Source organism: Kitasatospora sp. NPDC093679, from assembly GCF_040683455.1.
GTDB classification, from domain to species: Bacteria; Actinomycetota; Actinomycetes; order Streptomycetales; family Streptomycetaceae; genus Kitasatospora; species Kitasatospora arboriphila.
The window spans coordinates 38,132-61,574 of sequence record NZ_JBFBDW010000035.1; the positions used below are offsets into that span (position 1 = coordinate 38,132).

Below are 23,443 nucleotides of genomic sequence, written 5' to 3' on the forward strand. Positions count from 1 at the left end.
GTGGGGGCCGGCTCCGGTGTCCGGCCCGGACGAGCTGGTTCGGGCGCGAGCGGGGTCAGGCGGCGACGGCGAGGTCCGCCCGGCCGAACAGCAGCGCGTAGCCGCTCGGCAGCCGGACGAGCAGGCGGTCGATAAGCTCGTCGCCGGCGTGGTCGGCGAGCGCGGCGAGGACGGAGGAGGTGTCCCAGCGGGCGCAGGCGAGGCTGGTGTGCAGGGCCCTGGCGACGGCCTCGACGAAGGCCGGGGCGGTGACCGGCTCGGGCAGCGGGACCTGCGAGACGAGGACGGCCCGGTCCTGCTCCGGGAGGACGGCGGCGAGGTCGCAGCGCTCTTCGCCGGTGAGCTGGGAGCCGAGGAGGGTCAGGACGGTATCGAGGACGCGACCGGCTTCTTCGTCGTCGCTGTAGCGGCCGAGGGTGCGGACCTGCTGGAGGAGGAGGCGGTGCCGGGTCATGGGCGGTGGCCTTCCGGGACGTGGGTGCCTGCACGCGGTGGCGTCGGGAACCCGGTGTTTCAGGGGCGTCGGCCGGGCTGGGGGCGGCCGAAGAGGATGTCGTAGCCGGGCGGCAGTTGGAGCAGGATGCGTTCGGTGAGGTCGTCGCCGGCGGCTTCGGCAGTGGTGCTGAGGACGGCGCCGATGTCCCACAGGGCGGTGGTTTCGGTGGCGCCCTCGATCCAGGCGGCAGTGGCGCGGACGAACCGGTCGGGACTGAGCGGTTCGGCGGCCTGGAGGGGGTTGAGCAGGACCAGGGCGAAGGCCTCGGGCAGGCGGGCTGCCAGCTCGGCGCGCACCTCGCCGACCAGGTGGGCGCCGAGCAGCGCCAGCACGACGCGGGCCGCCCGCTCCGCCTCGTGCGGAGTGTCGTATTCGCCGCGTTCCCGCACCTCGTCCAGGAACGCGTCCCATCGCAGGGGCACCGGAGAACCTCCCTGTCGTGAGTGGATCCGGTCCGAGCGCCTTGCGCTGCAACTGCCGGGTCCCGGCGGGGGCGGGGACCACCGGCGGCACCCGCCCCGCCGCCGGGCACGTGGGGTGGGCCGGCCCCGCCCGTTGCGCCTGGGGAGAGCTGGGCGGGGCCGGCGGCTCGCGGCCGTTCAGGCCTGGATCTGCTTGCGGCTGCCGGTGTGGCTGATGGCGATCTTCCGGGGCTTGGCCTTCTCCGCGACCGGGATCTTCAGGGTCAGCACGCCGGCGTCGTAGTCGGCGGTGATCCCCGCGGGGTCGAGGGTGTCGGACAGCATCACCTGGCGGGAGAAGACGCCGAGCGGGCGCTCGGACAGCTCCCACTTCACGTCCCCGCTGTCGCGGCGGGGGCGGCGCTCGGCCTTCACGGTCAGCATGTTCCGTTCGACGTCGATGTCGATCGCCTCCGGGTCGACGCCCGGCAGGTCGAAGCAGATCACGTACTCGTCGCCGTCGCGGTAAGCGTCCAACGGCATCGGGGTGGGCCGCGACCACGTGCCCTGGGTACTCAGCAACTGCTGGGTCAGACGGTCCAGCTCGCGGAACGAATCGGTGCGCATCAGCATCGCGAAACACCTCCAGTGGAAAAGGGTGCCAGTGCGCTTTCACCTGAATCTGTTCTAACATGTCATCCATCGGATGACAAACACCGAGTCGTCGAAAGAGTGACGCACATGCCCGAGAGACCCGGCCCTCCACCGATCGGCCCCGCAGCGCCGGTCGGCCCCGCCTCCTTCCTCGCCGCCGCGGCCGCGCTGGGCGTGATCGACGACGCCGTCCGCACCGCCCAGGACGCACCCCCGATCGACAGCACCCCCACCGCGCCCGTGCAGCCCGGCCCCGAACCCGCCCTGGCAGCGCTGCTCCTGCTGCGCGAGTTGCGCACCGAACTCGCCGGCTGGGAGGCCGGCCTCGTGGAGACCGCCCGCGCGGCCGGCGCCACCTGGGCCGATCTCGCCCACCCCATGGGCGTCGCCAGCCGCCAGGCCGCCGAGAACCGCTACCTGCGGCTCAAGCCCGCCTCCGCCCCGCCGGCCGGCACCACTCCCGCTGATGCCACCACCGGCGCCGAACGCGTCAAGGCCGTCCGCGACCGCCGCGCCGCCCAGCGCACCGTCACCACCTGGGCCCGCGACAACGCCGCCGACCTGCGCGTCCTCGCCGCGCAGATCACCGCCCTCGACGACCTGCCGCCCTCGGCCCGGCCGGCACTCGACGCCGTCCACGCCTCCCTCGCCGCCGCCGACGCCGCGGACCTCCTCGCACCCCTCGCCGCCGTCCGCGACCACCTGGGAGACGCCCACCCCCGGCTCGCCGACCGCCTCGACGACCTCACCCGGCACACCGACAGCCTCCGCCACGACAGCGACCGGCGCCGCGCCTGAACCCCTGCCCGCCGGCGACCGCATACGGCCCTCCCCGTGCTCCGGCACCGCGTGTCCCGCCTCTGCTGCGGCCTTCCACCGCCGGCGCATGACTTGAGGTGCTCTCAGGGCGAGGTGGGTGAGGAGGGCGAAGGCCAGCACGGCGGTGACGGTCCGGGCGTCGTTGAACAGCTCCCAGCGGCGCAGGATGTCCGCATGGTCGGCCGGCGGCGCGGTGGCGGCCCGCTGCTCGATGCGGCAGTGACGCCCACCGAGGTGGGCCGGACCGTCCTGCCCTACGCGCGGGCCGCGTTGGCCGCCGCGGACGCGGTGCGGAACGCCGTGGACGAGCACGCCGGACTGCTGCGCGGCCGGGTCACGCTCGGGCTGGTCCCCGGCGCCACCGACCACGCCTTCGACGTCGCCTCGTTCCTCGCGGACTTCCACGACGCCCACCCCGCCCTCGAAATGGCGCTGACCGAAGGCACCTCGGACCGGATGCAGGCCGCACTCCTGGCCGGTGAGATCGACATCGCCCTCCTGGGGCCCATCGGCGACGAGCCCCCGCCCGGCCTCGCCCACCGGACGGTCGTCGACGCCCCGATCGGGGCCGCCCTCTCACCCGGCGACCCGCTCCTCGCCGCCGCCGACCGCACCGAACTCCCCCTGGCCGATCTGCAGGGGCGACAGCTGATCTGCCTACCGCGCGGCACCGGCGTCCGGGAAGCCCTCGAACGCGCCTGCACGCAGGCGGGATTCCGGCCCCGGATCGCCTTCGAAGCGGCGGCTCCGCACGTGCTCGCGCGGCTCGCCGCCCGGGGGCTGGGCGTCGCCGTCCTGCCCCTCGACCAGGAAGGACCGGGCCGCACCGAATCCCTGCGGACCCTGCCGATCGTCCGGCCCCGGATCCGTGCCCGCATCGTCCTCGCCTGGCCGGCGGACCCGCAAGTCCCGCGGCCCGAGCCCTCCTCGGACGCCTGCACGACGCCCTGCCAACGGCACCCACGCTGTAGGGCGGGCAACCGACCGGGCCCTCCCCCGTCCGCGCGCCGCTCGACCGGGCACCGCGCCCCCGTGCCGAACGGGCGGCGCCGGTGTCGGTGCGGAGGCGTCCGGCCTGCTCGATGCCGGCACCGGAACGGCCTGACGGCGGAGGGACGGGTGGCCAGCGGGTGCCTTTCGTGCCGCGCGCGCATACCCGGTCCGACGGAGCCGAACAGCGAGACCGCGGCAGCCCGAAAGGCGATGTCGGCACCCTCTCGGGCAAAGGCCAGGGCAACCGCCCGGCCGATGCCCGAATCGCCACCGGTGATCAACGCGACGCGGCCCGCCAGGCGGCCGGTACCGCTGTAGGAGGTCTCCCCGTGGTCCGGTTCCGGGCCCATGGCCTCGCCGCTGCCCGGGTGGGACTGCGACTGCTCGGGGAACGGCGGCGTCGGATACTGCGAGGCGGGATCACGCGGGGTGTGCTGATCGGCCATCACGCGGACGGATCCCTTCCGGCAGGTCGGTGAGGTCGACCGGACGGACGTCCGCGGACGCCGCGACCAGCGCGATCGCACTCACGGGGTGATCCTCGGCTTCGGCACCGTTCGCGGACCGCGCCGCGGCTGCGGCGAGGTCGGCGGCCGACGGAGGGGCCGGGCGTGCACGGGGTTGTCCGGTACGGGGCGGCCGACGCAGTCGAGGACGTGCACCAGGCCGCCGTCCTCGATCTCGACCCGGACGGTGCGTGCGGCGTCCGCGTAGACCGGGTGCCCGTGCGGTCCGAATCCGGCCTGCTGCTCCACCACGACGGTGTCCTGCTCCCCGTGGCACCCGGCCGGCCCGGGGAACGTCAGCATCCAGCGGTCAACGCGATCCAGCGTCACGGCGATCACGTCCTCTCCACCACGAGGCGGCCGGAGATCGCGAGGTCCGACCGGAGCACCCGGCTTCTGCACGGCCCCGGTCCCGGCAAACCACGGCTCGGGCGGCCATCGGGCGTCGGACCGCGTCATGCACGTGATCACACGCGCGGGGGAAACGGAGAAAGCGGCGCAGCGCCGCGACCCGGTGGATCGCGGCGCCGCGCAGGTCGGTCCGTGCCCTGGTGGTCTTCTGCACGCCGCCGGAGAAGACACCCCGTCCGGGCGGGGTCACTTGGTCGCGCTGGGGACCTCGAGCGGGTCGCGGGTGGCGCTCTTCTTCGCCTCCTCCAGACGTTCGCCGAGTTCGACGAGGCGGTTGCGGCCCATGGCCTTGCGGACCTCGGGGAACCAGTCCTTCTCCTCCTCCTCGACGTGGTGGCGCACGTTCTCCATCAGGACCGTCATCTTCGCGTCGAACCGCTCGTCCGCCGGATCCATGCCCGCCAGCTCGGACAGCATCCACACCACGACGTGGTGTTCCTCCACGCTCTCCAGCACATGGTCCGTGGTGTCCGGAGCGGCCTCGCGCGCGGCCGGGTAGAACACCTCCTCCTCGATGACCGCGTGCACGGTCAGCTCCTCGATCACCTGATCGACGATCTTCCGCTTCTCCGTGTGCGCCTCGTCGTCGGCTTTTTCGAATGCCTTGAAGAGCTTCTCGACCGTCTTGTGGTCGTCCCTCAGCAGCACGATCGCGTCCATCCCGACCTCCGGTCCCGGCACATTGGTTCCGTCGGCCGATACGCCTACCCGGGCGGGACCGCCTCATCCCCCTGCGCGCCCGCGGCTCCGACGGGCGGAAGGAGGCGCGGCCGAAGCCCGCCGGCCCGACGGCTCCGGACCGTGCCCGCATGTGCCCGGCACGACGGGGCAGTCGGGGCCGCAACGCGCGCTGTCCACCGTCCGTGAAGAAGACCCGCCCGTGCTCGCCGTCGTCCTGGTCGTCATAGGCCTCATCCTGTGGGTCGCCGGGCTCCTGGGTCACGGTGTCGGCGGTCGCACCCACTACTACTGACGCGGCCGCAGCACGAGTGCAGGGCCGACCGAGCTCGCCCTCCGAGCGCCCCACTCCGGCAGTGGGGCGCTCTGCCGACGGCGTGGGCGTGCCGGTGGGTGCGGGCGCCGGGGCGAAGCGAGGGGTCCTACCCACGGCTTCCGGCGCGGGGCCGCGGGCGGCCGGACGGAATTCCCGCCCGGCCGCCCGCCGTGATCCGCGCGCCATACCGCTTCCGCCGCCGGGCGCACGACCGCGCCATGACGGAGTCGGCCGCGTTCACCGCTCGACGGAGCGGCGGTGTCAGCGGGAGGCCCGGGCGTGGCGGGGGCGGGCCGCCCTGTCGGCCCGGACGGCGGCGGCACGCGGGCCGCGGTGGCGGGCGGGCGAGGGGGCGGTCGCGGTGAGGATCGCCGCCAGCGCGAGCGGGATCAGCAGCAGAAGCATGGCCATGCTCATGAACACCTCCGGGCGCAGGTCAACGGACAAGGCCTCCGCCTGCCCCGTCTGTGCGGGTCCATGTCACCCGACCTGCGTGCCGCCCGCCGGCCCGGGCCGGCCGGGACCCACGTGCTCGCCCTCGACGGCCACGTCAGCATGGGCACCTCGCCGTGCCTCGCCCTCACCCTGCACGAAGCGCTCAGCGGCGACCCGCCCCAGAGGCACCGGTCGTCGGCTGCTCCGCCCTGACCCGTCGGCACACTGTCCGGCCGGATCCCCCGCCGGCGACCTCACACCGACCCGGCCTCCTCCTCCTGCGCGGATGACCCGACCTCAGGTCGATGCCCTCGCCATCCGCACGTGTTCGGCCATCGCGCGTTCTGCCGCGCCCGGGTCGCGGTCGCGGACGGACCGCAGGAGGTCCGCGTGCTCGCAGAGCGTGCCGCTGACGGCGCCCTCGATGTCGCTGCCCCGCCCGTCAGGGTGAGGTGCCCGGCGTCGGCTCCTGCCGGGGCGGGCACGGCGTGCAGGCGGTTCAGCAGCTCGGCCAGGGATTCGCCGGCCTGCTCCGGGGTGATCGTGCCGGCGAGCAGCGCCTCCGCCATGGTCGGTCCGGTGATCCGCTGCATCACCAGGCCGTCCCGGTCCGGTGCGTCCTCCGGCCGGACGGCAGGCACCGGGTAGCCGTGCCGAGCGAGGTGGGCCATCAGCGCGGCCCCGCCACCCGGCTCAACGCCCTGCCGCGGCACACTCCGAGCGGAGGACCAGCACCGCCACCATGATCATGGCGGACTGCGGCCCCAGGACGGGCGACCGGCCTGGATTCAGGCCGGTCGGGCCCCTGGCGCCGGGCGCCACGACCACGACGACGTAAAAGTCGGCCACCCTGCACAACAAAAAAACCGGGGCGCACTGGCGTCCCGGACATTTACCTCGTAGATTAGTGGATTCCATGAGTTCATTCGGAACGACCCGAAAACATGAACTCCGGAAACCTTATGGCGTCAGTATATGTGAGCGGGAGCGGAATTGTCAAACGGCGAAATTCTCCGGGAACAGGAATTCATCGATCTGCTCTGCGGGCGCCTCGCCGAACTGGAGGCACGGGCCGCCGCCGGGGTCGACGCCGCGCTGGCACAGGGCGCGACCAACGCCCAGATGCTGCTGGAGCGGGACGTGCTGGTGGCCGAGCAGAGCGGACTGCTCTCCCTCTACTCCTCCGGGGAACACGGGCTCTGCTTCGGCCGGCTGGCCTTCCGGGACGGGGCCGACCACCACATCGGCCGGATCGGGATCCGCGCCGACGACGAGGAGCGGACGCCGCTGGTCGTCGACTGGCGCGCCGACGTCGCCCGCCCGTTCTACCTCGCCACCGGCCACGAGCCGATGGGCCTGCGCCGGCGGCGTCACATCACCACCGAGCGGAACCGGGTCACCGCCCTGCACGACGAGATCCTCGACCTCGACGACGCCGAACGCACCGGCCACGAGGGCGCGACCGCCGACGCCGTGCTGCTCGCCGCGCTGGACGCCGCCCGCACCGGCCGGATGCACGACATCGTGCAGACCATCCAGGCCGAGCAGGACCGGATCATCCGCGCCCCGCACCGCGGCGTGCTGGTCGTCGAGGGCGGTCCCGGCACCGGGAAGACGGCGGTGGCCCTGCACCGCGCCGCCTATCTGCTCTACGCCCACCGCGAGCTGCTGGCCCGGCGCGCGGTGCTGATCGTCGGGCCCAACCCGACCTTCCTCGGCTACATCGGCCAGGTACTGCCCGCACTGGGCGAGACCGGGGTGCTGCTGGCCACCCCGGGCGAGCTCTTCCCCGGCGTGCGCGCCACCGGCACGGACACGCCCGAGGCGGCGGCCGTCAAGGGCGGTGCCGCCATGGCGGACGCCCTCGCCGCCCACCTCCGCGACCGGCAGGCCACGGGCTGGCCGGAGCTGCGGATCGACCACGAGGACGGCGTGCTGGTACTGGACCGGGAGCTGGTCGCCGCCGCTCGCGACCGCGCCCGCAGGACGCATCTGCCGCACAACCTCGCCAGGCCGCACTTCGCCTTCGCCGTCATCGACGGGCTCACCGCCCAACTGGTGGAGCGGATCGGCACCGATCCCTACGGCGGCCCGAACCTGCTCGGCGCCGACGACCGGGCACTGATCGGCAAGGGCGTCGCCGCCAGCGCACAGGTCCACGCCGCGATCGACGAGCTGTGGCCACTGCTGACGCCAGAGCGACTGGTCGCCGACTACCTGGAGGAACCCACCCACCTCCCGGACGCCGACGCCGCGGCCGTCCGCCGCGCCCCGTGCGGTCCCTTCACGGCCTGGCCGTGGACCCCGGCGGACGTGCCGCTGCTGGACGAGGCGGCGGAACTGCTCGGCGAGGACGACTCCGCCCGCCTCGCCGCGGAGGAGGCACAGCGGCAGGAGGCCATCGCCTACGCCCAGGGCGTGCTCGACCTCTCGTACGGCTCGCGCAGCCACGAGTTCGCCGATCGCGAGGACGAGGACTCCGAGCAGCTGGCCGCCCACGACCTCATCGACGCCGAACGGCTGGCGGACCGTCAGGAGGAGGCGGACGGGCGCAGCGCCGCGGAGCGTGCGGCCGCGGACCGGACCTGGGCCTTCGGCCACGTCATCGTCGACGAGGCGCAGGAGCTGACGCCGATGCTGTGGCGGCTGCTGATGCGGCGCTGCCCGACCCGTTCGATGACCCTGGTCGGCGACCCTGCGCAGAGCTCCGAGCCGGGCAGCTGCGGCACCTGGTCGGCCGCGCTGGGCCCGCACGTGGGCGAGCGCTTCGAGCGGGTGCTGCTGGACGTCAACTACCGCACCCCGGCCGAGATCATGGAGGTCGCGGCCGGCGTGGTCCGGGCGACGGACCCGGGCTTCCGGCCGCCGCGCTCGGTGCGGTCGACGGGGGTCCGCCCGTGGGCGCGGAGGGTGGCGGACGCGGCGGAGCTGGCCGCCGCGGTGGCGGCGTGCGTGGCGGCGGAGCCCGTCCCGACGGACGGCGCGGGCGGGCGGCTGGCCGTGGTGGCACCGAAGCATCTGCTCGGCGACCTGGCGGCGGCACTGCCGGGCGCCGACTCCGGGCCCGAACCGGACCTCACCCGCCCGCTGGTCCTGCTCTCGCCGACGCAGGCGAAGGGCCTGGAGTTCGACAGCGTGCTGGTGGTCGAACCGGCCGACTTCGGGCGCGCGGAGCTCTACGTGGCCCTGACCCGCGCCACGCAGCGGCTGGGAGTGGTGCACAGTGCGGCCCTGCCGGAAGGCCTGGAGCTGGAGGAGCAGGCGCCGACCATGACCTGACGGAACGGGGGTCGGACGGACGGCATCCGAATCCCCGTGTCGCCCGCCCCGACAGCCGAGCGGACGAGGAATGCGTTTCTCCTCGAGGTGAGGCGCACATGAGGACCTCCGTGGTCACGACCGGCACGGCCGGCATCGGCTGAAGACGGCATTCGCGCTCGTCGGCCACGGGGTACGCCGTCACCCCGGCCGGAGGGGACGCCGGCCGGGGCTCCCGGGCGGTGGCCGGGATCGACGCCACCGCCCGGCAGAGCCGAGCCGGTTCCTCGCCGCAGACCGCGGCCCCGCCCCCTGGCCGGTCTGCGGCGCGCGTGAGGTCCAGGACGTGCTCTCCTCGGACGGGCCAGGACGGGCCCTGCCCAGGCGGCTCGGCACCCTAGGACAGCGCCTCCCCCAGTTTCTGCAACCCTTCGGAGACGAGCTCCCGCGGATCGAGACGCCGTCCGGCCAGGTACCCCGCGACGGCGAGGGCCCACCGTCCCTTCTTGAGTCGTCCGAGGACGTACCCGACGACAAGCGCTATCCCGAGGGCGATCTTGGTGGTGATCTTCATCAGGTGCTCCCTTCGCTCGTGCCCACGCCTGGGCGGTGCCGTGCGGAAGGTGAGACACCCTGCCCGGCCGGGTACACACCGCTTCTGGCCGAGGTCGGCCGGTGCGTAACCACCATCGGTGCCCCGTTCGGGGCTACGGTGCCGGCCGGTCACGATCCGACGCCGATGCGAGGTCGGCGAGGTGGTCCCACAGCTCCTGGCGGGCGGCGTCGCCGTCCGGTCCGGCGCCGAGCGCGTAGGTGGTGGGGCGGGGGCGGCGGTCGTGCCACAGCAGACCGGTGGAGTGCAGGGCCTCGGGTGCGGCGCCGAGCCACACGACGGTGTCCGCGCCCTCCTCCGGGGTGCGGATGATCGGCCGGGTCACCGCGCGGAACAGCGGCATCCACTGCCGCACGCCCTTGGTGTCGGCCCAGCCCGGATGCATGGCGTGCACGTGGATGCCCTGGCCGGCCAGCCGCCGGGCCCACTGCTCGGTGATCACCATCTCCTCGCGCTTGGTGCGCGCGTACACCTTCTTCGGGCCGTACCGGCCGTGCAGTGACTGCAGGTCGCCGGTGGGGATGTGCTGGTCGTACTGGCCGCCCGAGGTGACGTTGATGACGCGGGCCGGCGCGGAGCGCGCCAGTAGCGGGGCCAGACCGCGGATGAGCATCCACGGCGCGAGCACGTGGGTGGCGAAGTCCAACTCGACGCCGTCCGCGCCGAAGCTGCGCTCGTCCGGCATCACGCCCGCGTTGTTGACCAGCACGTCGAGCCGCGGCTCGCCGCTCAGGAACGCCTCGACGAAGGACCGCAGTTCGGCCCGGCTCGTCAGGTCGCAGGCGACCGGCAGCGCCGCCGGGGTGCCGGGGCCGGCACGTTCGCGGGTCAGCCGCACCGCCTGCTCGGCCCGCAGCCGGTCGCGGGCCAGGACCCGCACCGAGGCACCGAGTCTGGCGAAGCCCGCCGCCGCCGCGAGACCGATGCCCGACGCGGCCCCGGTCACCAGCACGACCTTGCCGTCCATGCGCGGCGGGTCCGCCGGCCAGGTGGGCAGGCGCCTGCGTGCCCACAGGCCGACGTTCCCGTAGCCCAGCACCACCGTGCGGTCGAGCGCCGTATCCATCGCCGAAGCCACCGACATGCCCCACGCCTGCCCCACCGGTCATCGCCCACACCTCGGCCCGACCCGCCGCCCCGCCCGCGGACGCCTCCGGCGTACCGGGCGGAGGGGCGCGGCCCGGGATCCTGGCCTCCGTCTCTCCTCGAACGGCACCCCGCCGCCGCATGAGCCCGGCACGGTCCGAACGACACCGGCCCGTCCGTCGCCGCCGCCTCGCCCCGCCCCGCCCCGTGACACTTCAGCGGTCCGAAGCGCTTGACTTGTACAGGACGCCGAAGCCGGATGCCGGCTCCAGGCGCAACGGGCACACACGGGGAGGGCGCCAGGTGTCGGCTGGAGCGGAGGGCGGAGAGCCGATGAAGCCTGCGTGGCCCGATCCGGTCAGGAGTGAGCCGCATGGGCCGGGCCGAGGACCGGGCACCGGACTGTGGAGCGAACCGGGAGCAGGCCGTCTGGAACTGTTCGCCGGACCCCTCGACGGTTCCTATCTGGATGTCCTCCCGCTCACCCTCACGGAGATCGCCGGCGGCGTAGCACTGGACTCGGGCGAGGGCTGCACCCACCCGGGCGGCTTCTCCGTGTACCGCTGGTCTCCGACGCATCCGGCGCGGATGTGTTGGGAGGGCGACATCGCGCCGTAGAGGGTCGCGCGGCACCACTGCTCCTGGCGGGGCGCGGCCGGGCGGTGCAGGGGTGCGGCACCGGGGTGCGAGAAGGCCACGGCGGGGTCGCCGACCGGCCTCCGTGAGCCTCTCTCGCAGCACGGCAGGGAGCCCGGACCCACGACTCAGGGCCGGCGCAGGTCGGTGCGCGCACCTGGTGATCTTCTGAATCATGACCGTGCCGAGCAGCGGCGTACCGCCTCGAACCGTAACCAGGTGGGGGCTTCGGCACGGTGATGTCGCTCCGGGAGGTCAGAGCAGGTCGACCAGGCCGGTGCCGTCCTCCCTGCCGTGGCCGGCATCGAGCCGGCGCTCCATCAGTTCCGTGTAGGGGATGAGCAGTTCGGGGCTGACACCCTGCTCATCGGCGGTGCGCAGCAGGGTGGCGTTGCCGGCGACCATCATGGCGAGGTTGGATGCCACGTCGGAGGTGTAGTCGCCGCTCTCCGCCTGGGGCCGGGACAACGTCCTCACCCCGCCGGGCGATTAGGGCCTGCCCGGCCCGGCGGCGCCCTGCCGCGGACGGCGCTCCGGTCGGTTGCGGCGAGGGCCGGGGGCGGGGTGCGTTCGCGCAGGGCGAGGAAACGGTGCCGGCGCTCGGGGGTGAGGGGGTGGGCCCGCAGGACGGTCAGGCAGGTGACGGTGGTGAGGATCAGGCATCGGGTGTGTCGGACCGGGCCCGGAAGCCGGCCGGGCGGCCGGCCGACCGCGGCGGAGGCCGGGTGAGCGGCGGCTGCCGAGGTGCGTCTCCGGTCCCGTGTCGGCGTGTGAACGGCGCATCTCGGCCTGTCACTGTCATGGTCGTGCCGAGATGACTCGGTGCAGTACTGCAGGCGGTGAACAATCGGGCAGCTCGTTTGAGAGCGCCCCTTTCCCGTGGTTCGCCAGGCGTGCTCTCGTCCTGCACCGCCCCCGGGACTGATCGATAATTTCTGCAGTGACCGGCGCCGCCGGTGTTCTCCCACCGAAGGGACATGCCGGGTCGCCACGTCCGCAAGGAGGTCGACCATGTGCCGATGGCTCGCCTACTGGGGGTCTCCTGTCCGGCTGACGGATGTGCTCTACACCCCGGTCCACTCGCTCATCGATCAGAGTCTGCATTCCAAGCTCGGAGCCGAGACGACCAACGGAGACGGCTTCGGGATCGGCTGGTACGACGGGACCGACGCGCCAGGGGTGTTCCACAGCACCGAGCCGGCGTGGAACGACACCAACCTGCGCGAGGTCTCGGCGCACACCACCTCACCGTTGTTCTTCGCGCACATCCGCGCCGCCATCGGCTCTTCCGTGCAGCAGAGCAACTGTCACCCGTTCCGGTACGGGCGGTGGCTGTGGATGCACAACGGCTTCATCGACGGGCTCGGCGACATCAAGCGAGAACTCGCCTTCGAGATCGACCCCGCGCTCTGGCTGAACATCAAGGGCACGACCGACACCGAGCTGATGTTCTACCTGGCACTCACCTTCGGGCTCGAGGACGACCCTCCGGGCGCTGTCGCGCGCATGATCGGGTTCGTCGAGGCGCGCGGCCGCGAGCACGGACACCAGTTCCCCTTCCAGGGAACGATCGCGACCAGCGACGGCGATTCACTGTGGGCGTTCCGGTATTCGAGCGCGGGCCGGACCCGATCGCTGTACTTCAACCGGAGCGTCCCACAGCTCAGGAAGATGTATCCCGATCGGGCCATCCTGCATGAGGCGGCCGACGATGCGCGCCTGGTGGTCTCCGAACCGATCGGGGACCTGCCCGGCGCCTGGGTCGAGGTTCCGGAGGCCACCTACGGCGTGGTCAGCAAGGACCGGGAGGAACTGATCTCCTTCGCTCCCCGAACTCCTGCTTGACGAGGAGGCCGGAGGGCCGGTCCGGGGGACGGTGCGCCGCCGGCCGACCCACCCTCGACGCTACGCACGGAACGGCGACACGGAATCCCGGTCACGGCGCACCGCCTCCTCAGCCGGCAGCCCAGGTGCCCTGCGCCTCCGGCGCCGCGGACGTGTCCGTCGACGACCGGACTGCCGATGCGCTGCGTGGCTGCTCGGCGGGTCACCGCGCCGACCTGACCGGATGCGCCTCCCGCGGCTCCTGTCCTGCACCGGTCGGCACCGCCCTCGCCGTCGTCCGCCTGTCGTCCCTGCCGGCCGGCCGTACGGACCAACACGAGTGAGGCCGCGGCAGGGTGTCGTCACGAGTCCCAGAGCCGAGTTGCCGGGGTGGTGGCCCGATCTGCGTCCCCGGCCGAGGGCGCCGCCATGGCGGCCCGGCAGCCGCAAGACGCTCCGGCCGAAGCCGGACCGGAACCCACCGAGAGCGACACCGTCCTCGAACATCCGGCACCGGCCGACCCGGTCCGGCCAGCGGCTCGCCGACGACGCGAAGCGCCCCCACCGTTCGCGGAACCGGTCGGTACGGGTCGGCGTCCGTCCGTGCATCCGCAAGATCGACCCCGCTGGAGGATGCGCCCATGAGCGGTACGGCCGCCCGTTACCTCTACCTCACCCGCCACGGCGAGGCCTCCCCCGACGAGAGCCGCCTGACGGACGCGGGCCGCCGCCAGGCCTCCCTCCTCGGGCGACGGCTGCGCGGGGTACCGCTGGCCGTGATCCACCACGGGCCCCTCGCCCGCGCCGAACAGACCGCCCGGCTGATCGCCGGACAGCTCGACGACGTCCCGCGTCACCTCTCCCCGGCCGCCGGCGACTACCTCCCCCACCTCCCAGCACCTGAGGAACTGCCGCCGGAGGCAGCCGACACCTGGACCGGGTTCCTGGACCGGTTCACCGTCCGGGAACGCGAGCAGGGCCCCGCGCTCGCGGCAGCAGCCCTCGCGGACTTCACCGGCCCCGTCCCCGGCGACGAACCGCGCCACGAACTCGTCGTCACCCACAACTTCCTCATCGGCTGGCTCGTCCGGGCCGCCCTCTCCGCCCCGGAATGGCGGTGGCTGGGCATCAACCACGCCAACGCCGCGCTGACCGTCATCCGCTACACCCCCGACCGGCCCCCGGCCCTCCTCCTCTTCAACGACACCGGCCATCTCACCCCCGACCTCCGCTGGACCGGCTTCCCACCCGAACTCCACATCTGAACCCCGTCGATGGGCGACGACGGCGCCCCCGCAGGCCTCGATGTCCGGCCACCCCCGCCCGAGGGCGACCCCCGAGGCTCCGGCACGGGCTTGCGGGCGTTCGATTGCCGGAACGGCCCGGGATCCGGGCGGCGATCAGGGTGATGTCGTCGCGCTCTTCACCGAGGTCGTGGACGAGTCGGGGGCACAGAACCGTCTCGGCCTACCTCCTCGTCACGGGCCCGGCCCTCCGCCTCCCCTGACGCCCTGTCCGCGGCCTGTGGCGGGGAAGGAGGCCTGAGGCGGGAAGGAGGCGGGAGGCGGGAGGAAAGTTCAGAGAACCGCATCACCGTTCACCGGTGTCCGCCGAGAGCACCGACCCACCGCCCTCCACGTACGGCGTGCGGGGGAAACCAGGACGCTGCGAAGAGCGCGGCGCGCCCGGTGCGGGGCTCGGGGTGCCGGGTACCGGGCGCTGGTGCCCGTCCACGCGGTGAGGGCCGTGCGGAACTGGTCGAGGAGCAGGGCGAAGCGGCGGGTGTCCAGGACCAGGTCCGGGTGGTCGGTGGTGGCGGTGCCGGCTTCGGGGAGCGGCCCGGCGGGGAAGCCGCGCCTGACGGCCGAGTACAGCCACCGGAAGCGCCGTTCCTCCGCCTCGAGCCGCTCGCTCACCTCCCGGCGCGCCTGCTCCACCGAGAGCCCGTCGTCGGCCATCCGGGCGGCCACGGCGTTGAAGGTCTCGCCCTCGCCGGTGCCGCCCGCGAGGTCGTTCATGAGGATCCCGCAGGTCGAGAAGGCGTCGAGAAGGTCGTGGACCACGGGGTCGGTCCAGTGCGGTGTGATGCACCGGCCGGCGAGTTCGCACCACATGGCGGCCAGCAGCATCCCGCCGTCGGCCGGCCGGAGCAGCAGGTACTCGTGCAGCGTTGGTGTCCGTTCCGGCCGCAGGTAGTGCACCAGCTTGTCGCGCGCCGCGACGATCCAGGCGTCCAGTTGCTCGCGGTAGCGCTGCCACCAGTGGTCGGGCATGGCCGCCCGGGTCTGCCGGACCAGCTCCGCCAGCGCGTGGACGACGGGGTGCTCGTAGGGTGCGGGCCGCTCGCTCCCGGCGGCGACGCGCCGCAGCGCGTGGGCGAGTCGCTCGATCGCGTCCGGCGGGGCGTCGGCACCGAGGCCTCCGTCCAGGAGGTCGTCGGTGGTCCACGTCCACAGAGCCCACCGCACGGCCAGGCGCAGCGGGGGCCCGCCGGCGGTCGGCCACGCCTTGAGGCACAGGTCCACGTAACCGTGCGCGAGGTACGCCTCGGGGGCCGGGTGCAGGCCGTACTGTCGTAGGAAACCGAGCGCGTCAGCGGTCAGGTCGGCGCGTAAGGCCTCCCGCGGCTGCAGGCCGGGCCGGTGGAAGTCGGTCAACGGTCGGAACTCCTCGTGCAGAGGGGATCCGCGCCGGCCGCGCTTCTCGGCGGCCGGCGCGAGGGGCATGAGCCGTCTCACGCGCCCGACAGACCAACGACCGTCCGGTCACACCGGTGCGTTTCCGCACCACGCCGCAGGGCTCGGCGCAGGAAGCGAGGCGAACGCCGACAGCCGCACAGGCCGATCGCTCCGCCCTTGCCCGTCTCCTGCGCTGCGGGTGCTCGACTGCCGCCGGGCCGCTGACGTGCGGCAGGCCCGGCCCGTCCAGGAGGAGGAAGGCCTGGTCGTGACCGGATGCAGCGGGCCGCGGTCGGGTCCCGCTGCGGGGATCACGAGCGGCAGGTGGAGGGTTCGCCCGCGGGATCGGCCGTGTCCACCGGCGCAAGCGCCACGCCCGGATCCTGCTTGCCCGCCCTCCGACCGACCGCCGGGCCGCACCGCTCGCAACGCCCGAGGCATCCCCCGGTCCCCACCGCCCACAGTCCCGCTGCCACTGCCACTGCCGGCGGATCTCCGGCTCACGCCACCAGGGTCTGCCCGTCGATCCTGTGGGATCAGTCCAGGCTCTCCGGTGCCTTGTGGAGCCGGTTCAGCAGGGCGATCAGCTGTTCCCGCTCGTCCGGGGTGAGTGGTGCCAGCAGTTCGGCGTTGGCGGCTTCGGCCAGGGTGCCGCAGCGGGAGAGGACGGCTGCGCCCTCCGGGGTGACGGTGACGGCGTTCTTGCGGCGGTCGAAGGGGTCGGGGGCGCGCAGGACGAGGCCCTGCTCCTGGAGGTGGTTGAGGATACCGACCATGTCCTTGGGATCGACGGCCAGCCGGCGGCCCAGGTCGGCCTGGGTGACCGGTCCGTACTCGGCGGTGGCGGCCAGCACCGCATGGTGCATCAGCTTCAGCCCCTCCGCCGCGATCGCGTCGGCGACCATGCCCCGGCCTCGGGCCGCGACGCGGCCGATGAGCCACGTGGGCAGGCCCTGGATGCGCTGGAGGTCCGTGGTCATGGGCTCACCCTATCCAAAGTCATTGGACTTCCCAACGACATGCGCCCTATCGTTGGGATGTCCAATGAGTTCGGATCGGGGGAGGTCCCGTGCTGCGCATTCGCCATGAGGTCGACGGTGGGCCCGAAGTGCTGTTCGCCGAGGAGATCGACCGACCCGAGGCGGGCGCCGGAGAGGTTCTGATCCGGGTCGAGGCGGTCGGGGTGACCCTGCCCACCGTGCGCAAGGTTCGCGAGGGCCGCGAGCCGGTCCCGCTCGGAGGCGAGGTCGCCGGGAAGATCGTCGCCCTGGGTGCCGGAGTCACCGCCTTCAGCGTGGGAGATCGCGTCACCGGGCTGTGCTTCGCGGACGCCTACGCCGATTTCGCGGTCCTGAACACCGCCATGGCCTCCCCGGTTCCGGACGGCGCGACCGCCGTGGAGGCGGTCGCGCTGGTCCGCAGCGGACTGGTGGCGCGCGGCGCCTACGAGGCCGCGCGCACCGGGCCCGGCGAGTCGGTGCTGGTCACGGCGGCGGCCAGCGGGGTGGGCACGCTGGCCCTCCAGTACGCCAAGGCCGGCGGGGCGGCACGCGTGGTCGCCGCCGTCAGCAGCGCCGACAAGGCCGACTTCGTCCGAGGGCTGGGCGCCGACGAGGTCGTGCTCTACGAGGACGCCGACTGGGGCGCCCCGTACGACGTGATCCTCGACGGTGTCGGCGGCGACCTCCTCGGCCCCGCCGTGCGGGCCCTCGCGACGGGCGGCCGACTGGTCGCCTTCAGCTCCGGCGGCGGCACGGTCGAGGCGTACGAACTCCTGGTCCGCGGCGCCTCGATGATCGGCTTCCAGATGCGCGCCGTCGCCGTCGGCAAGCCCGAACTCCACGACCGCTGGCTGCGCGAGCTCTGGCAGATGCGCGATGCGGGCATCCTGCGCACCGCCGTGCACGAGGAGATCCCCCTCGTCGACGCCGCCCGGGCCCACACGCTCGTCGAACAGCGCCGCAACCTCGGCAAGGTGGTCCTCGTCCCGTAGCAGCTGCCCGGGCGATCGGGCGGCGCCATCAGGCTGCCCTGCCGTCGGCGACGGACGCCGGCCCGCGGTCCCGGCCGGTTCTTCGCGTACGGTGGCCGGTGGGCCGCTCCGGGCGGGGAATACGACCGGTATGAGGCTGATCAGCGAACGCACCCCCGCCCGGCAGCCGGTGTCCTGGCCGAGCCATGCCGCGGCCGCCGTCATGGTGGCGTCCGCCGCCACCGCCGCTTCCCTCGCGGGCGACGGCGACACCGCCTGGTACCGCGGCCTGGCCAAGCCCCCGTGGCAGCCGCCACCGTGGGCGTTCGCCGTCGTGTGGACCCCGCTCTACGCGTCCATCGCCTACGCCGGCGGCCGCGCCCTGGCCCGCACCCGTGGTGCCCGGCGCCGACGCCTCGCCGCGAGCCTCGGCATGAACCTCGCCGTCAACGCCTCCTGGTCCTGGCTGTTCTTCCGCCTCCGCCGGCCCCGGCTCGCAGCCGCCGCCACGGTCCTGCTCGACATCTCCAACGCCGACCTCGTCCTGTGCACCGCCCGCACGGACCGGGCCGCCGCCTGGAGCCTCGCGCCGTACACGGCTTGGTCCCTGTTCGCCACCGCCCTCGCCATCGACATCGGGCGACGCAATTCCTGAACCCGCGGGGCACGGGCAGTCACTGCGGAACCGGCAGTACCGGCAGCCCGGCGACGGACTCCGGTCCCGGCGCCCCGGGCTCCCCGGCTGAGCTGGAACCGGATGTGACGGGACGTCACGGCGACCGGCGCCCCGGGCGATTCGCGGGGCCGGACGAGCCGGCACATCAAACGGCTGCCGGCGGGTAGCCGACCGCCAGCAACCGACGCCGCCGCCGGCACCGGCGGCGGCGGTCCCGGGCCGGGGCGGCCCGTCCGTGTCCTTCGATCCGAGGAGAATCCGTGCTGTCCGAGGCCCTTTCGCAGGACCCCGCACCACCCGCACCGCACCCGGTCGCGCCCTGCGCCACCAGTCCGGGCCCCACCGACCGCGGTCAGGAGCTCAGGCGCCGTCTGGAGGGCCTGATCGGCATCGCCGCGACCGAGGGGAACGAACTCGTCCCGTTGCGCAACGGCGACGAAATCTTCCCCGCCATGCTCGCGGCCGTCGAAGGAGCCCGCCGCACCATCGACATGATGACGTTCGTCTACTGGCGCGGCGACGTCGCCCGACGGTTCGCGCGGGCCCTGGCCCGCAAGGCGGCCGAAGGCCTGCGGGTGCGGTTGCTGCTCGACGGTTTCGGCAGCCGCCTGATCGAGCCCGAGCTGGTCGATCTGATGGAGTCCTGCGGCGTCAGGATCGCGTGGTTCCGCCGTCCCGTACGTCTGTCGCCCCTGAAGCAGAATCACCGCTGCCACCGGAAAGTGCTGGTCGTGGACGGCCGGACGGCGTTCACGGGCGGCGTCGGCATCGCCGAGGAGTGGTGCGGTGACGCACGCAACCCCGGCGAATGGCGCGACACCCATGTCCAGGTCCGCGGGCCGGCAGTGGACGGCATCGCGGCGGCCTTCGCCCAGAACTGGGCGGAGTGCAGGCCGGACGCCCTGTACGACGAGGCGGACCGTTTCGAGGAGCACGACCAGCCGGGACGCGCGGTCGTCCAAGTGGTCCGCGGCTCCGCCAGCGTCGGCTGGCAGGACCTGCAGACCCTGATGCGGGTGGTCATCTCGTCGGCGCAGCAGCGGCTGCGCCTCGCCACGGCCTACTTCGCGCCGGACGCCTACTTCGTGGACCTGCTGTGCGCGGCCGCCCGCCGCGGTGTGGAGGTGGAGCTGCTGGTTCCCGGTCCGCACACGGACAAGCGGGTCTGCCAGCTCGCGGGCGAGCGGTACTTCGAGCAGATGACCGCGTGCGGGATCAGGGTGTGGCGGTTCGCGCCGACGATGATGCACGCCAAGGTGCTGACGGTGGACGGCATCGCCGCGGTGATCGGATCCGCGAACTTCAACCGGCGCTCCCTCGACCACGACGAGGAGGTCGTGCTCACCGCGATCGACGAGCGTTTCACCGCGCTGCTCGACCGCCACTTCGACGACGACGTGATGCGCAGCGAACCGGTCACGGCCGCGAGGTGGAGGCGCCGGGGGCTGGCCCGGCGCGCCTTGGAGGTCGCGACCACGCCGATCCGGCACTTCCTCTGACGGACCTGGGGCGGGTCCGGAGGGTCGGCGACCGGCCCGGGCCGTTCCGGAGGCCGCAGCGAGGCCGGCTCCGCTCCCCGAGCGGCCCGCCCGGTGGCGACGGGCCGTCAGGACGAGCTGCGGTCGCGGGTGTTCTCCGATGCGTCGGCAGGCCGTCCGGTGAGGTGGTCGAGGGTTCCGGTGATCTCCAGCACGCGTTGCATGCCGGGGGGACGGTGGTCGAGGTGCAGCTGGGTGCCCACGGCTGCGGTGCGGCGGTGGAGCATCAGCAGCGCGGACAACGCGGTGGAGTCGAAGCCCGCCACCCGGGTGCAGTCCAGGTGCAGGTGTCGCAGGCCGGGGAGGGCTTCGAGGTGACCGGTGGCGGACCTCAGGAACTCGTCGCTGCTGTCGTAGTCCAGGTCTCCGCACAGCACGAGGGTCAGCGTGCCGGCGGCGGTCCGGGCGGCGGTGAGCGCGAACGGCGGCACGGTCCGGTCGGTCATGCAGGATTCCCGGAGGCGGCGGTGAGGTCGGTCCGGGCCCGGTCGAGGGTGGCCACGGCACGGGGGAAGTCGCCGAGCTGGTCGGCGAGGAGGTCGAGCGCGGGGATCAGGGCGCCGGCCGGAACGCCGCGCACGGCGAGGACGTCGGCGGTCCAGGTCATGAAACCGGTGAACAGGTCCGGATCCGCCGTGTAGAGCGACGTCGCCAGGAACTGGACGACGTGCGTGATGTCCTCCGCGGTACGTTCGCGCTGGTCGTCGTCGTAGGCGCGCACGGCCGGGACGCGGTCCTCCAGCCCGAGCAGGGTGGCGCGCACGAGGTCCCGGGCGGTCCGGGTGACCAGGGTGTACTCCTGGTCGGCGAGATGGGGCAGGTCGTCGACCACGTGGTGCGGACCGCGCGGGCGGCGCAGCGGGCCGGCCGCCAGCAGTTCGGCGGCGGCCCGGGCGTCCGGCGCCCAGGCGTCGGCGCCGAGTGCGGTGGCGTACCGGCCGTCCGGCCCGAAGGCGGCCCCGCCTGCCAGCACGGGGACCCCGGTGGCCTGGGAGGCGGTGATGGCCGCGTGCGCGGTCGGCAGTCGGGTGGCCAGGGATGCGGAGAGCGCGAGGGCGTCGGGACCGGTGCGGTGCAGGTGGGAGATCAGGTGCGGGGTGGGGACCGTGGCGCCGAGGTAGTCGACGTGCCAGCCGCGCAGGCGCAGGACCTCGGCGAGGAGCCTGGCGGGCAGGGCGTGCCACTCCCCCTCGGTGCAGGCCACCGTGATCCGTCCGCGCGCCGGCGGCCTGCCGTTCCCGGTTCGGACACGGGTCGCGTTCCCCGTGTTCCCCGGCGGCGGAAGGGCGGCCCCGGGGCCGGGGAGCCGGCCGGGAGCGGCCTCGGCGGTGGCGGCCCGCCGTTCGGCGGGGTGCCGGTGCGCCATGGCGGCGATCAGGCGTTCGTTGACGGCGGTGGCGGCGTGCTCGGCTGCCACGGTCATGCGGTCGGCCGCCCATGCGGCGCCGACCCGCCGCTGGACGGTGCCGATCACGTCCAGGAGCACGGTCTCCTCGTCGAGGCCGGCGTCCAGGGCGGCGAACACCACGGCTGCACCGGTGTGCTCGTCGCCGCCCGCAACGGCCCGCCACAGTCGCTCCGCCCAGTCACCGGCGCCCGGCTCGGTCTGCGGGTCCGCGGGACGGTCCTCGGCAAGGACGCCGCCGGGGCCGCGGCCCGCCTCGGCGGGCGGCGGCATGCGGCCGTCCCCGGCTGCGGGGTGGGCGTCGTGGTGCTGGGTCATCCGGTGTACCTTCCGCGTCCGTGTCCGTCCACCGCGCTGAGGTGGGTGCCGCGAGGGGCCCCGATGGCGACCACGGCCATGTCGTCGTGCCGTCCGGCCCCGACCCAGTCGGCTGCGCGCATCCGCACGTGCTCGACCACGGCTTCGACCGGCATGCCGGCGCAGGCCGTCATGGTGCGCCGCAGGCGGTGCTCACCGAACATCTCGTCCCCGAGCGGTCCGCCGCGGGCTTCCGTGATGCCGTCGGTGAACAGCAGGCAGATCTCGCCGGGCCCGAGGGTCACCTCGGTGGTACCGAAGACGGGATCGGGCAGGACGCCGACCAGGGTGCCCCGGGTGTCGGTCGCCCGGACGGTGCCGTCCGCCTCCAGGACGAGAGGTGCGAGGTGGCCGGCGCTGGTGAGCCGCACTCCCACCTCGTGGCCGTGGCGGCGCACCGAGGCCAGGACCAGGGTGGCGAAGCGGGTGTGGTGGGAGGTCAGTAGGGCGCTGTTGAGCAGGTGCAGTACGCGTCCGTGGTCGTCGGCGAGTGGAAGCAGGGCGTGCAGGGTGCTGCGGATCTTGCCGGTCAGGACGGCCGCTTCCAGGCCTTTTCCGCACACGTCGCCGAGGACGACCAGCGACTCCTGGGAATCGTCGGGGGCGGGGTGCAGGTCGTAGAAGTCGCCGCCGACCCGCTCGCCGGCGCCCGCCGGGGTGTAGGCGGCCGCGAGTTCCACGCCGTGGACGTGGTGCAGTGGCGGCGGGAGGAGTTCGCGCATGAGGGTTTCGGTGATGCCGCTCTGTTGCGCGTACAGGCGGGCTGCCGAGAGGGCCGCGCCGGCGCGGGCGGCGAAGAGCCGGGCGAGCACCTCTTCGCCGTCGTCGAAGGCTGATTCGCCCCGGTGGCGCAGCAGGACGAGGGCGCCGGCCGGTACGCCGTGGCCGGGCAGGGGGACGACCGCGACGGACCCGACGGGGCCGAGTGCCTCGGGGACGACCCAGTCCGGCAGTGCCTGGGGGTCGATCCACCGGGAGGGCACCGGGGGGAATCCTTGCAGCGCCTCGGCCAGGCCGGGGACGGTCGAGGGGTCCGCCCGCACCAGTGAGCGGGTCGGCGGCTCGCCGTGCCGGCAGAAGGTCAGGGGGAGCCGGCGTGCGGCCATCGGCGTGACCACCAGGGCCGCATCGGCCAGGTGCTCGGCCGCGAGCCGTGCGGTGGTCTCCGTGCAGCGGTCGGCGTTCAGCGAGGACAGCAACAGGGTGGAGGCCCGTGTCAGAAAAGCAGTACGTTCGCGTTCGCTCTCCAGCGCGGCCCTGGCCAGGCGCCGATCGGTGTCGTCCACCAGCCACCACACCACCGAGCCGTCGCTCTCGCGGACGGGATGGGCCTCGACCGTGCGGCCCTCGATGGTGCCGCACACCGGCTCGGACGGTCCGGCGGTGCTCGCGGTCATCCTGCGGTGCGCCGCGGTCAGCCAGGTGGGGGCCGTCTGCGACAGGGACGCGCCGACCCGGGCTCGTGGCAGCAGCAGCGAGGCGGGGCCGTTGACCTCCCGCACCGCAGCGGAGGAGTCCGCCACCAGGACCGGGTGGGGGACCCCGTGCCACCGGTCTGCGCGGGGCACCGGTGGCGCCGGGGTTTCCGTGGGACCTGTCACAGCTTCGGGGCGGAGCGTGCCCATCACCTCACTCGTCGTCGAACAGCGGGAGTTCCTTCCCCACCATCCATCAGATTCCGACGGAAGGGC

At 73.7% G+C, this 23,443-nt stretch carries 22 protein-coding genes and 4 pseudogenes; 9 read left to right on the plus strand and 17 right to left on the minus strand.

Annotated features, from left to right (window positions below; translation table 11 throughout):
• Positions 1–55: 55 nt before the first annotated feature.
• The 3 genes from AB0O09_RS25690 to AB0O09_RS25700 all read right to left on the minus strand — a co-directional run bounded on the left by AB0O09_RS25690 (position 56) and on the right by AB0O09_RS25700 (position 1,530).
• Entirely contained in the window at positions 56–454 is a 399-nt protein-coding gene (locus tag AB0O09_RS25690) for a DUF2267 domain-containing protein (RefSeq protein ID WP_363544880.1), read from the minus strand.
• Positions 455–513: 59 nt separating this feature from the next.
• On the minus strand, positions 514–918 hold the full coding sequence (locus AB0O09_RS25695) for a DUF2267 domain-containing protein (RefSeq protein ID WP_363544883.1): 405 nt from the start codon (positions 916–918) through the stop codon (positions 514–516).
• A 177-nt stretch (positions 919–1,095) separates the two neighbouring features.
• Complete coding sequence (locus AB0O09_RS25700; RefSeq protein ID WP_363544886.1) at positions 1,096–1,530, minus strand: Hsp20/alpha crystallin family protein; 435 nt, start codon at positions 1,528–1,530, stop codon at positions 1,096–1,098.
• 108 nt (positions 1,531–1,638) lie between these two features.
• On the opposite strand from AB0O09_RS25700, the gene AB0O09_RS25705 reads away from it, so the two are divergent.
• Entirely contained in the window at positions 1,639–2,349 is a 711-nt protein-coding gene (locus AB0O09_RS25705) for a hypothetical protein (RefSeq protein WP_363544888.1), read from the plus strand.
• Between the two features lie 195 nt (positions 2,350–2,544).
• Complete coding sequence (locus AB0O09_RS25710; RefSeq protein WP_363544891.1) at positions 2,545–3,681, plus strand: LysR substrate-binding domain-containing protein; 1,137 nt, start codon at positions 2,545–2,547, stop codon at positions 3,679–3,681.
• On the opposite strand, the pseudogene AB0O09_RS25715 reads toward AB0O09_RS25710, so the two are convergent.
• From AB0O09_RS25715 to AB0O09_RS25725, 3 genes and pseudogenes are all read right to left on the minus strand, one after another.
• A pseudogene (locus tag AB0O09_RS25715) lies at positions 3,567–3,809 on the minus strand (NAD(P)-dependent dehydrogenase); the annotation flags it as partial. The gene AB0O09_RS25710 and the pseudogene AB0O09_RS25715 sit on opposite strands and share 115 nt — an antisense overlap.
• Positions 3,810–3,890: 81 nt before the next feature.
• On the minus strand, positions 3,891–4,199 hold the full coding sequence (locus AB0O09_RS25720) for a DUF6296 family protein (protein ID WP_363544893.1): 309 nt from the start codon (positions 4,197–4,199) through the stop codon (positions 3,891–3,893).
• Between the two features lie 267 nt (positions 4,200–4,466).
• Positions 4,467–4,940: a hemerythrin domain-containing protein gene (locus AB0O09_RS25725; protein ID WP_363544896.1), complete on the minus strand. Its 474-nt coding sequence runs from the start codon at positions 4,938–4,940 to the stop codon at positions 4,467–4,469.
• Positions 4,941–5,160: 220 nt separating this feature from the next.
• Here AB0O09_RS25725 and AB0O09_RS25730 point away from each other — a divergent pair, with 220 nt between their 5' ends.
• Positions 5,161–5,253 carry a DUF6131 family protein gene (locus AB0O09_RS25730; RefSeq protein WP_363544899.1) on the plus strand — a complete coding sequence of 31 codons (93 nt, stop codon included), beginning with the start codon at positions 5,161–5,163 and terminating at the stop codon, positions 5,251–5,253.
• Positions 5,254–5,535: 282 nt separating this feature from the next.
• On the opposite strand, the gene AB0O09_RS25735 is transcribed toward AB0O09_RS25730, so the two are convergent.
• From AB0O09_RS25735 to AB0O09_RS25745, 3 genes and pseudogenes are all read right to left on the minus strand, one after another.
• The gene (locus AB0O09_RS25735) at positions 5,536–5,685 is read right to left on the minus strand and encodes a hypothetical protein (protein WP_363544901.1); all 150 of its coding nucleotides are present in this window, start codon (positions 5,683–5,685) and stop codon (positions 5,536–5,538) included.
• 321 nt (positions 5,686–6,006) lie between these two features.
• A pseudogene (locus AB0O09_RS25740) lies at positions 6,007–6,147 on the minus strand (FCD domain-containing protein); the annotation flags it as partial.
• Positions 6,141–6,380, minus strand: a pseudogene (locus AB0O09_RS25745) (phosphotransferase); the annotation flags it as partial. The pseudogenes AB0O09_RS25740 and AB0O09_RS25745, both read right to left, overlap by 7 nt.
• Positions 6,381–6,717: 337 nt before the next feature.
• On the opposite strand from AB0O09_RS25745, the gene AB0O09_RS25750 reads away from it, so the two are divergent.
• Positions 6,718–8,988 (plus strand): helicase, encoded by a 2,271-nt coding sequence (locus tag AB0O09_RS25750; protein ID WP_363544994.1) that lies wholly within the window; start codon positions 6,718–6,720, stop codon positions 8,986–8,988.
• A gap of 376 nt (positions 8,989–9,364) precedes the next feature.
• Here AB0O09_RS25750 and AB0O09_RS25755 read toward each other — a convergent pair whose 3' ends face one another.
• From AB0O09_RS25755 to AB0O09_RS25765, 3 genes and pseudogenes are all read right to left on the minus strand, one after another.
• Positions 9,365–9,541, minus strand: coding sequence for a hypothetical protein (locus AB0O09_RS25755; protein ID WP_363544903.1), 177 nt, complete (start codon positions 9,539–9,541; stop codon positions 9,365–9,367).
• Between the two features lie 133 nt (positions 9,542–9,674).
• Positions 9,675–10,664, minus strand: a complete 990-nt coding sequence (locus tag AB0O09_RS25760) for an SDR family NAD(P)-dependent oxidoreductase (RefSeq protein WP_363544906.1) — start codon at positions 10,662–10,664, stop codon at positions 9,675–9,677.
• An 893-nt stretch (positions 10,665–11,557) separates the two neighbouring features.
• A pseudogene (locus AB0O09_RS25765) lies at positions 11,558–11,758 on the minus strand (NAD(P)-dependent oxidoreductase); the annotation flags it as partial.
• Between the two features lie 555 nt (positions 11,759–12,313).
• Between AB0O09_RS25765 and AB0O09_RS25770 the strand changes: the two are divergent.
• On the plus strand, positions 12,314–13,147 hold the full coding sequence (locus AB0O09_RS25770) for a class II glutamine amidotransferase (protein WP_363544908.1): 834 nt from the start codon (positions 12,314–12,316) through the stop codon (positions 13,145–13,147).
• 620 nt (positions 13,148–13,767) lie between these two features.
• Positions 13,768–14,391 (plus strand): histidine phosphatase family protein, encoded by a 624-nt coding sequence (locus AB0O09_RS25775; protein ID WP_363544911.1) that lies wholly within the window; start codon positions 13,768–13,770, stop codon positions 14,389–14,391.
• 312 nt (positions 14,392–14,703) lie between these two features.
• Here AB0O09_RS25775 and AB0O09_RS25780 read toward each other — a convergent pair whose 3' ends face one another.
• Both AB0O09_RS25780 and AB0O09_RS25785 read right to left on the minus strand, forming a co-directional pair.
• Positions 14,704–15,783: a terpene synthase family protein gene (locus tag AB0O09_RS25780; RefSeq protein WP_363544914.1), complete on the minus strand. Its 1,080-nt coding sequence runs from the start codon at positions 15,781–15,783 to the stop codon at positions 14,704–14,706.
• Between the two features lie 557 nt (positions 15,784–16,340).
• Positions 16,341–16,784 carry a MarR family winged helix-turn-helix transcriptional regulator gene (locus AB0O09_RS25785; protein WP_363544916.1) on the minus strand — a complete coding sequence of 148 codons (444 nt, stop codon included), beginning with the start codon at positions 16,782–16,784 and terminating at the stop codon, positions 16,341–16,343.
• Positions 16,785–16,873: 89 nt separating this feature from the next.
• Here AB0O09_RS25785 and AB0O09_RS25790 point away from each other — a divergent pair, with 89 nt between their 5' ends.
• The 3 genes from AB0O09_RS25790 to AB0O09_RS25800 all read left to right on the plus strand — a co-directional run bounded on the left by AB0O09_RS25790 (position 16,874) and on the right by AB0O09_RS25800 (position 19,951).
• Positions 16,874–17,797: a zinc-binding dehydrogenase gene (locus AB0O09_RS25790; protein ID WP_363544919.1), complete on the plus strand. Its 924-nt coding sequence runs from the start codon at positions 16,874–16,876 to the stop codon at positions 17,795–17,797.
• Between the two features lie 130 nt (positions 17,798–17,927).
• Entirely contained in the window at positions 17,928–18,431 is a 504-nt protein-coding gene (locus AB0O09_RS25795) for a TspO/MBR family protein (RefSeq protein ID WP_363544922.1), read from the plus strand.
• A 392-nt stretch (positions 18,432–18,823) separates the two neighbouring features.
• Positions 18,824–19,951, plus strand: a complete 1,128-nt coding sequence (locus AB0O09_RS25800) for a phospholipase D-like domain-containing protein (protein WP_363544996.1) — start codon at positions 18,824–18,826, stop codon at positions 19,949–19,951.
• Positions 19,952–20,058: 107 nt separating this feature from the next.
• On the opposite strand, the gene AB0O09_RS25805 is transcribed toward AB0O09_RS25800, so the two are convergent.
• Genes AB0O09_RS25805 through AB0O09_RS25815 form a run of 3 tightly spaced genes read right to left on the minus strand, consistent with a single transcriptional unit; the run spans position 20,059 to position 23,275 of the window.
• Positions 20,059–20,436, minus strand: a complete 378-nt coding sequence (locus AB0O09_RS25805) for an STAS domain-containing protein (RefSeq protein WP_363544925.1) — start codon at positions 20,434–20,436, stop codon at positions 20,059–20,061.
• A complete protein-coding gene (locus tag AB0O09_RS25810; protein ID WP_363544928.1) occupies positions 20,433–21,713 on the minus strand; it encodes a cobalamin B12-binding domain-containing protein in 1,281 nt (426 codons plus the stop codon). Before AB0O09_RS25810 ends, AB0O09_RS25805 begins: the two co-directional genes overlap by 4 nt.
• Positions 21,710–23,275, minus strand: a complete 1,566-nt coding sequence (locus AB0O09_RS25815) for a PP2C family protein-serine/threonine phosphatase (RefSeq protein ID WP_363544930.1) — start codon at positions 23,273–23,275, stop codon at positions 21,710–21,712. Before AB0O09_RS25815 ends, AB0O09_RS25810 begins: the two co-directional genes overlap by 4 nt.
• Positions 23,276–23,443: the final 168 nt, after the last annotated feature.

Bases quoted from the DNA above. Each gene is read 5' to 3' on its own strand.
- AB0O09_RS25775 (WP_363544911.1), top strand. From the start codon at position 13,768: ATGAGCGGTACGGCCGCCCGTTACCTCTACCTCACCCGCCACGGCGAG.
- AB0O09_RS25795 (WP_363544922.1), top strand. From the start codon at position 17,928: ATGAGGCTGATCAGCGAACGCACCCCCGCCCGGCAGCCGGTGTCCTGG.
- AB0O09_RS25710 (WP_363544891.1), top strand. From the start codon at position 2,545: ATGGTCGGCCGGCGGCGCGGTGGCGGCCCGCTGCTCGATGCGGCAGTG.
- AB0O09_RS25705 (WP_363544888.1), top strand. From the start codon at position 1,639: ATGCCCGAGAGACCCGGCCCTCCACCGATCGGCCCCGCAGCGCCGGTC.
- AB0O09_RS25785 (WP_363544916.1), bottom strand. From the start codon at position 16,784: ATGACCACGGACCTCCAGCGCATCCAGGGCCTGCCCACGTGGCTCATC.
- AB0O09_RS25690 (WP_363544880.1), bottom strand. From the start codon at position 454: ATGACCCGGCACCGCCTCCTCCTCCAGCAGGTCCGCACCCTCGGCCGC.
- AB0O09_RS25770 (WP_363544908.1), top strand. From the start codon at position 12,314: ATGTGCCGATGGCTCGCCTACTGGGGGTCTCCTGTCCGGCTGACGGAT.
- AB0O09_RS25725 (WP_363544896.1), bottom strand. From the start codon at position 4,940: ATGGACGCGATCGTGCTGCTGAGGGACGACCACAAGACGGTCGAGAAG.
- AB0O09_RS25735 (WP_363544901.1), bottom strand. From the start codon at position 5,685: ATGGCCATGCTTCTGCTGCTGATCCCGCTCGCGCTGGCGGCGATCCTC.
- AB0O09_RS25805 (WP_363544925.1), bottom strand. From the start codon at position 20,436: ATGACCGACCGGACCGTGCCGCCGTTCGCGCTCACCGCCGCCCGGACC.
- AB0O09_RS25760 (WP_363544906.1), bottom strand. From the start codon at position 10,664: ATGTCGGTGGCTTCGGCGATGGATACGGCGCTCGACCGCACGGTGGTG.
- AB0O09_RS25755 (WP_363544903.1), bottom strand. From the start codon at position 9,541: ATGAAGATCACCACCAAGATCGCCCTCGGGATAGCGCTTGTCGTCGGG.
- AB0O09_RS25810 (WP_363544928.1), bottom strand. From the start codon at position 21,713: ATGACCCAGCACCACGACGCCCACCCCGCAGCCGGGGACGGCCGCATG.
- AB0O09_RS25700 (WP_363544886.1), bottom strand. From the start codon at position 1,530: ATGCTGATGCGCACCGATTCGTTCCGCGAGCTGGACCGTCTGACCCAG.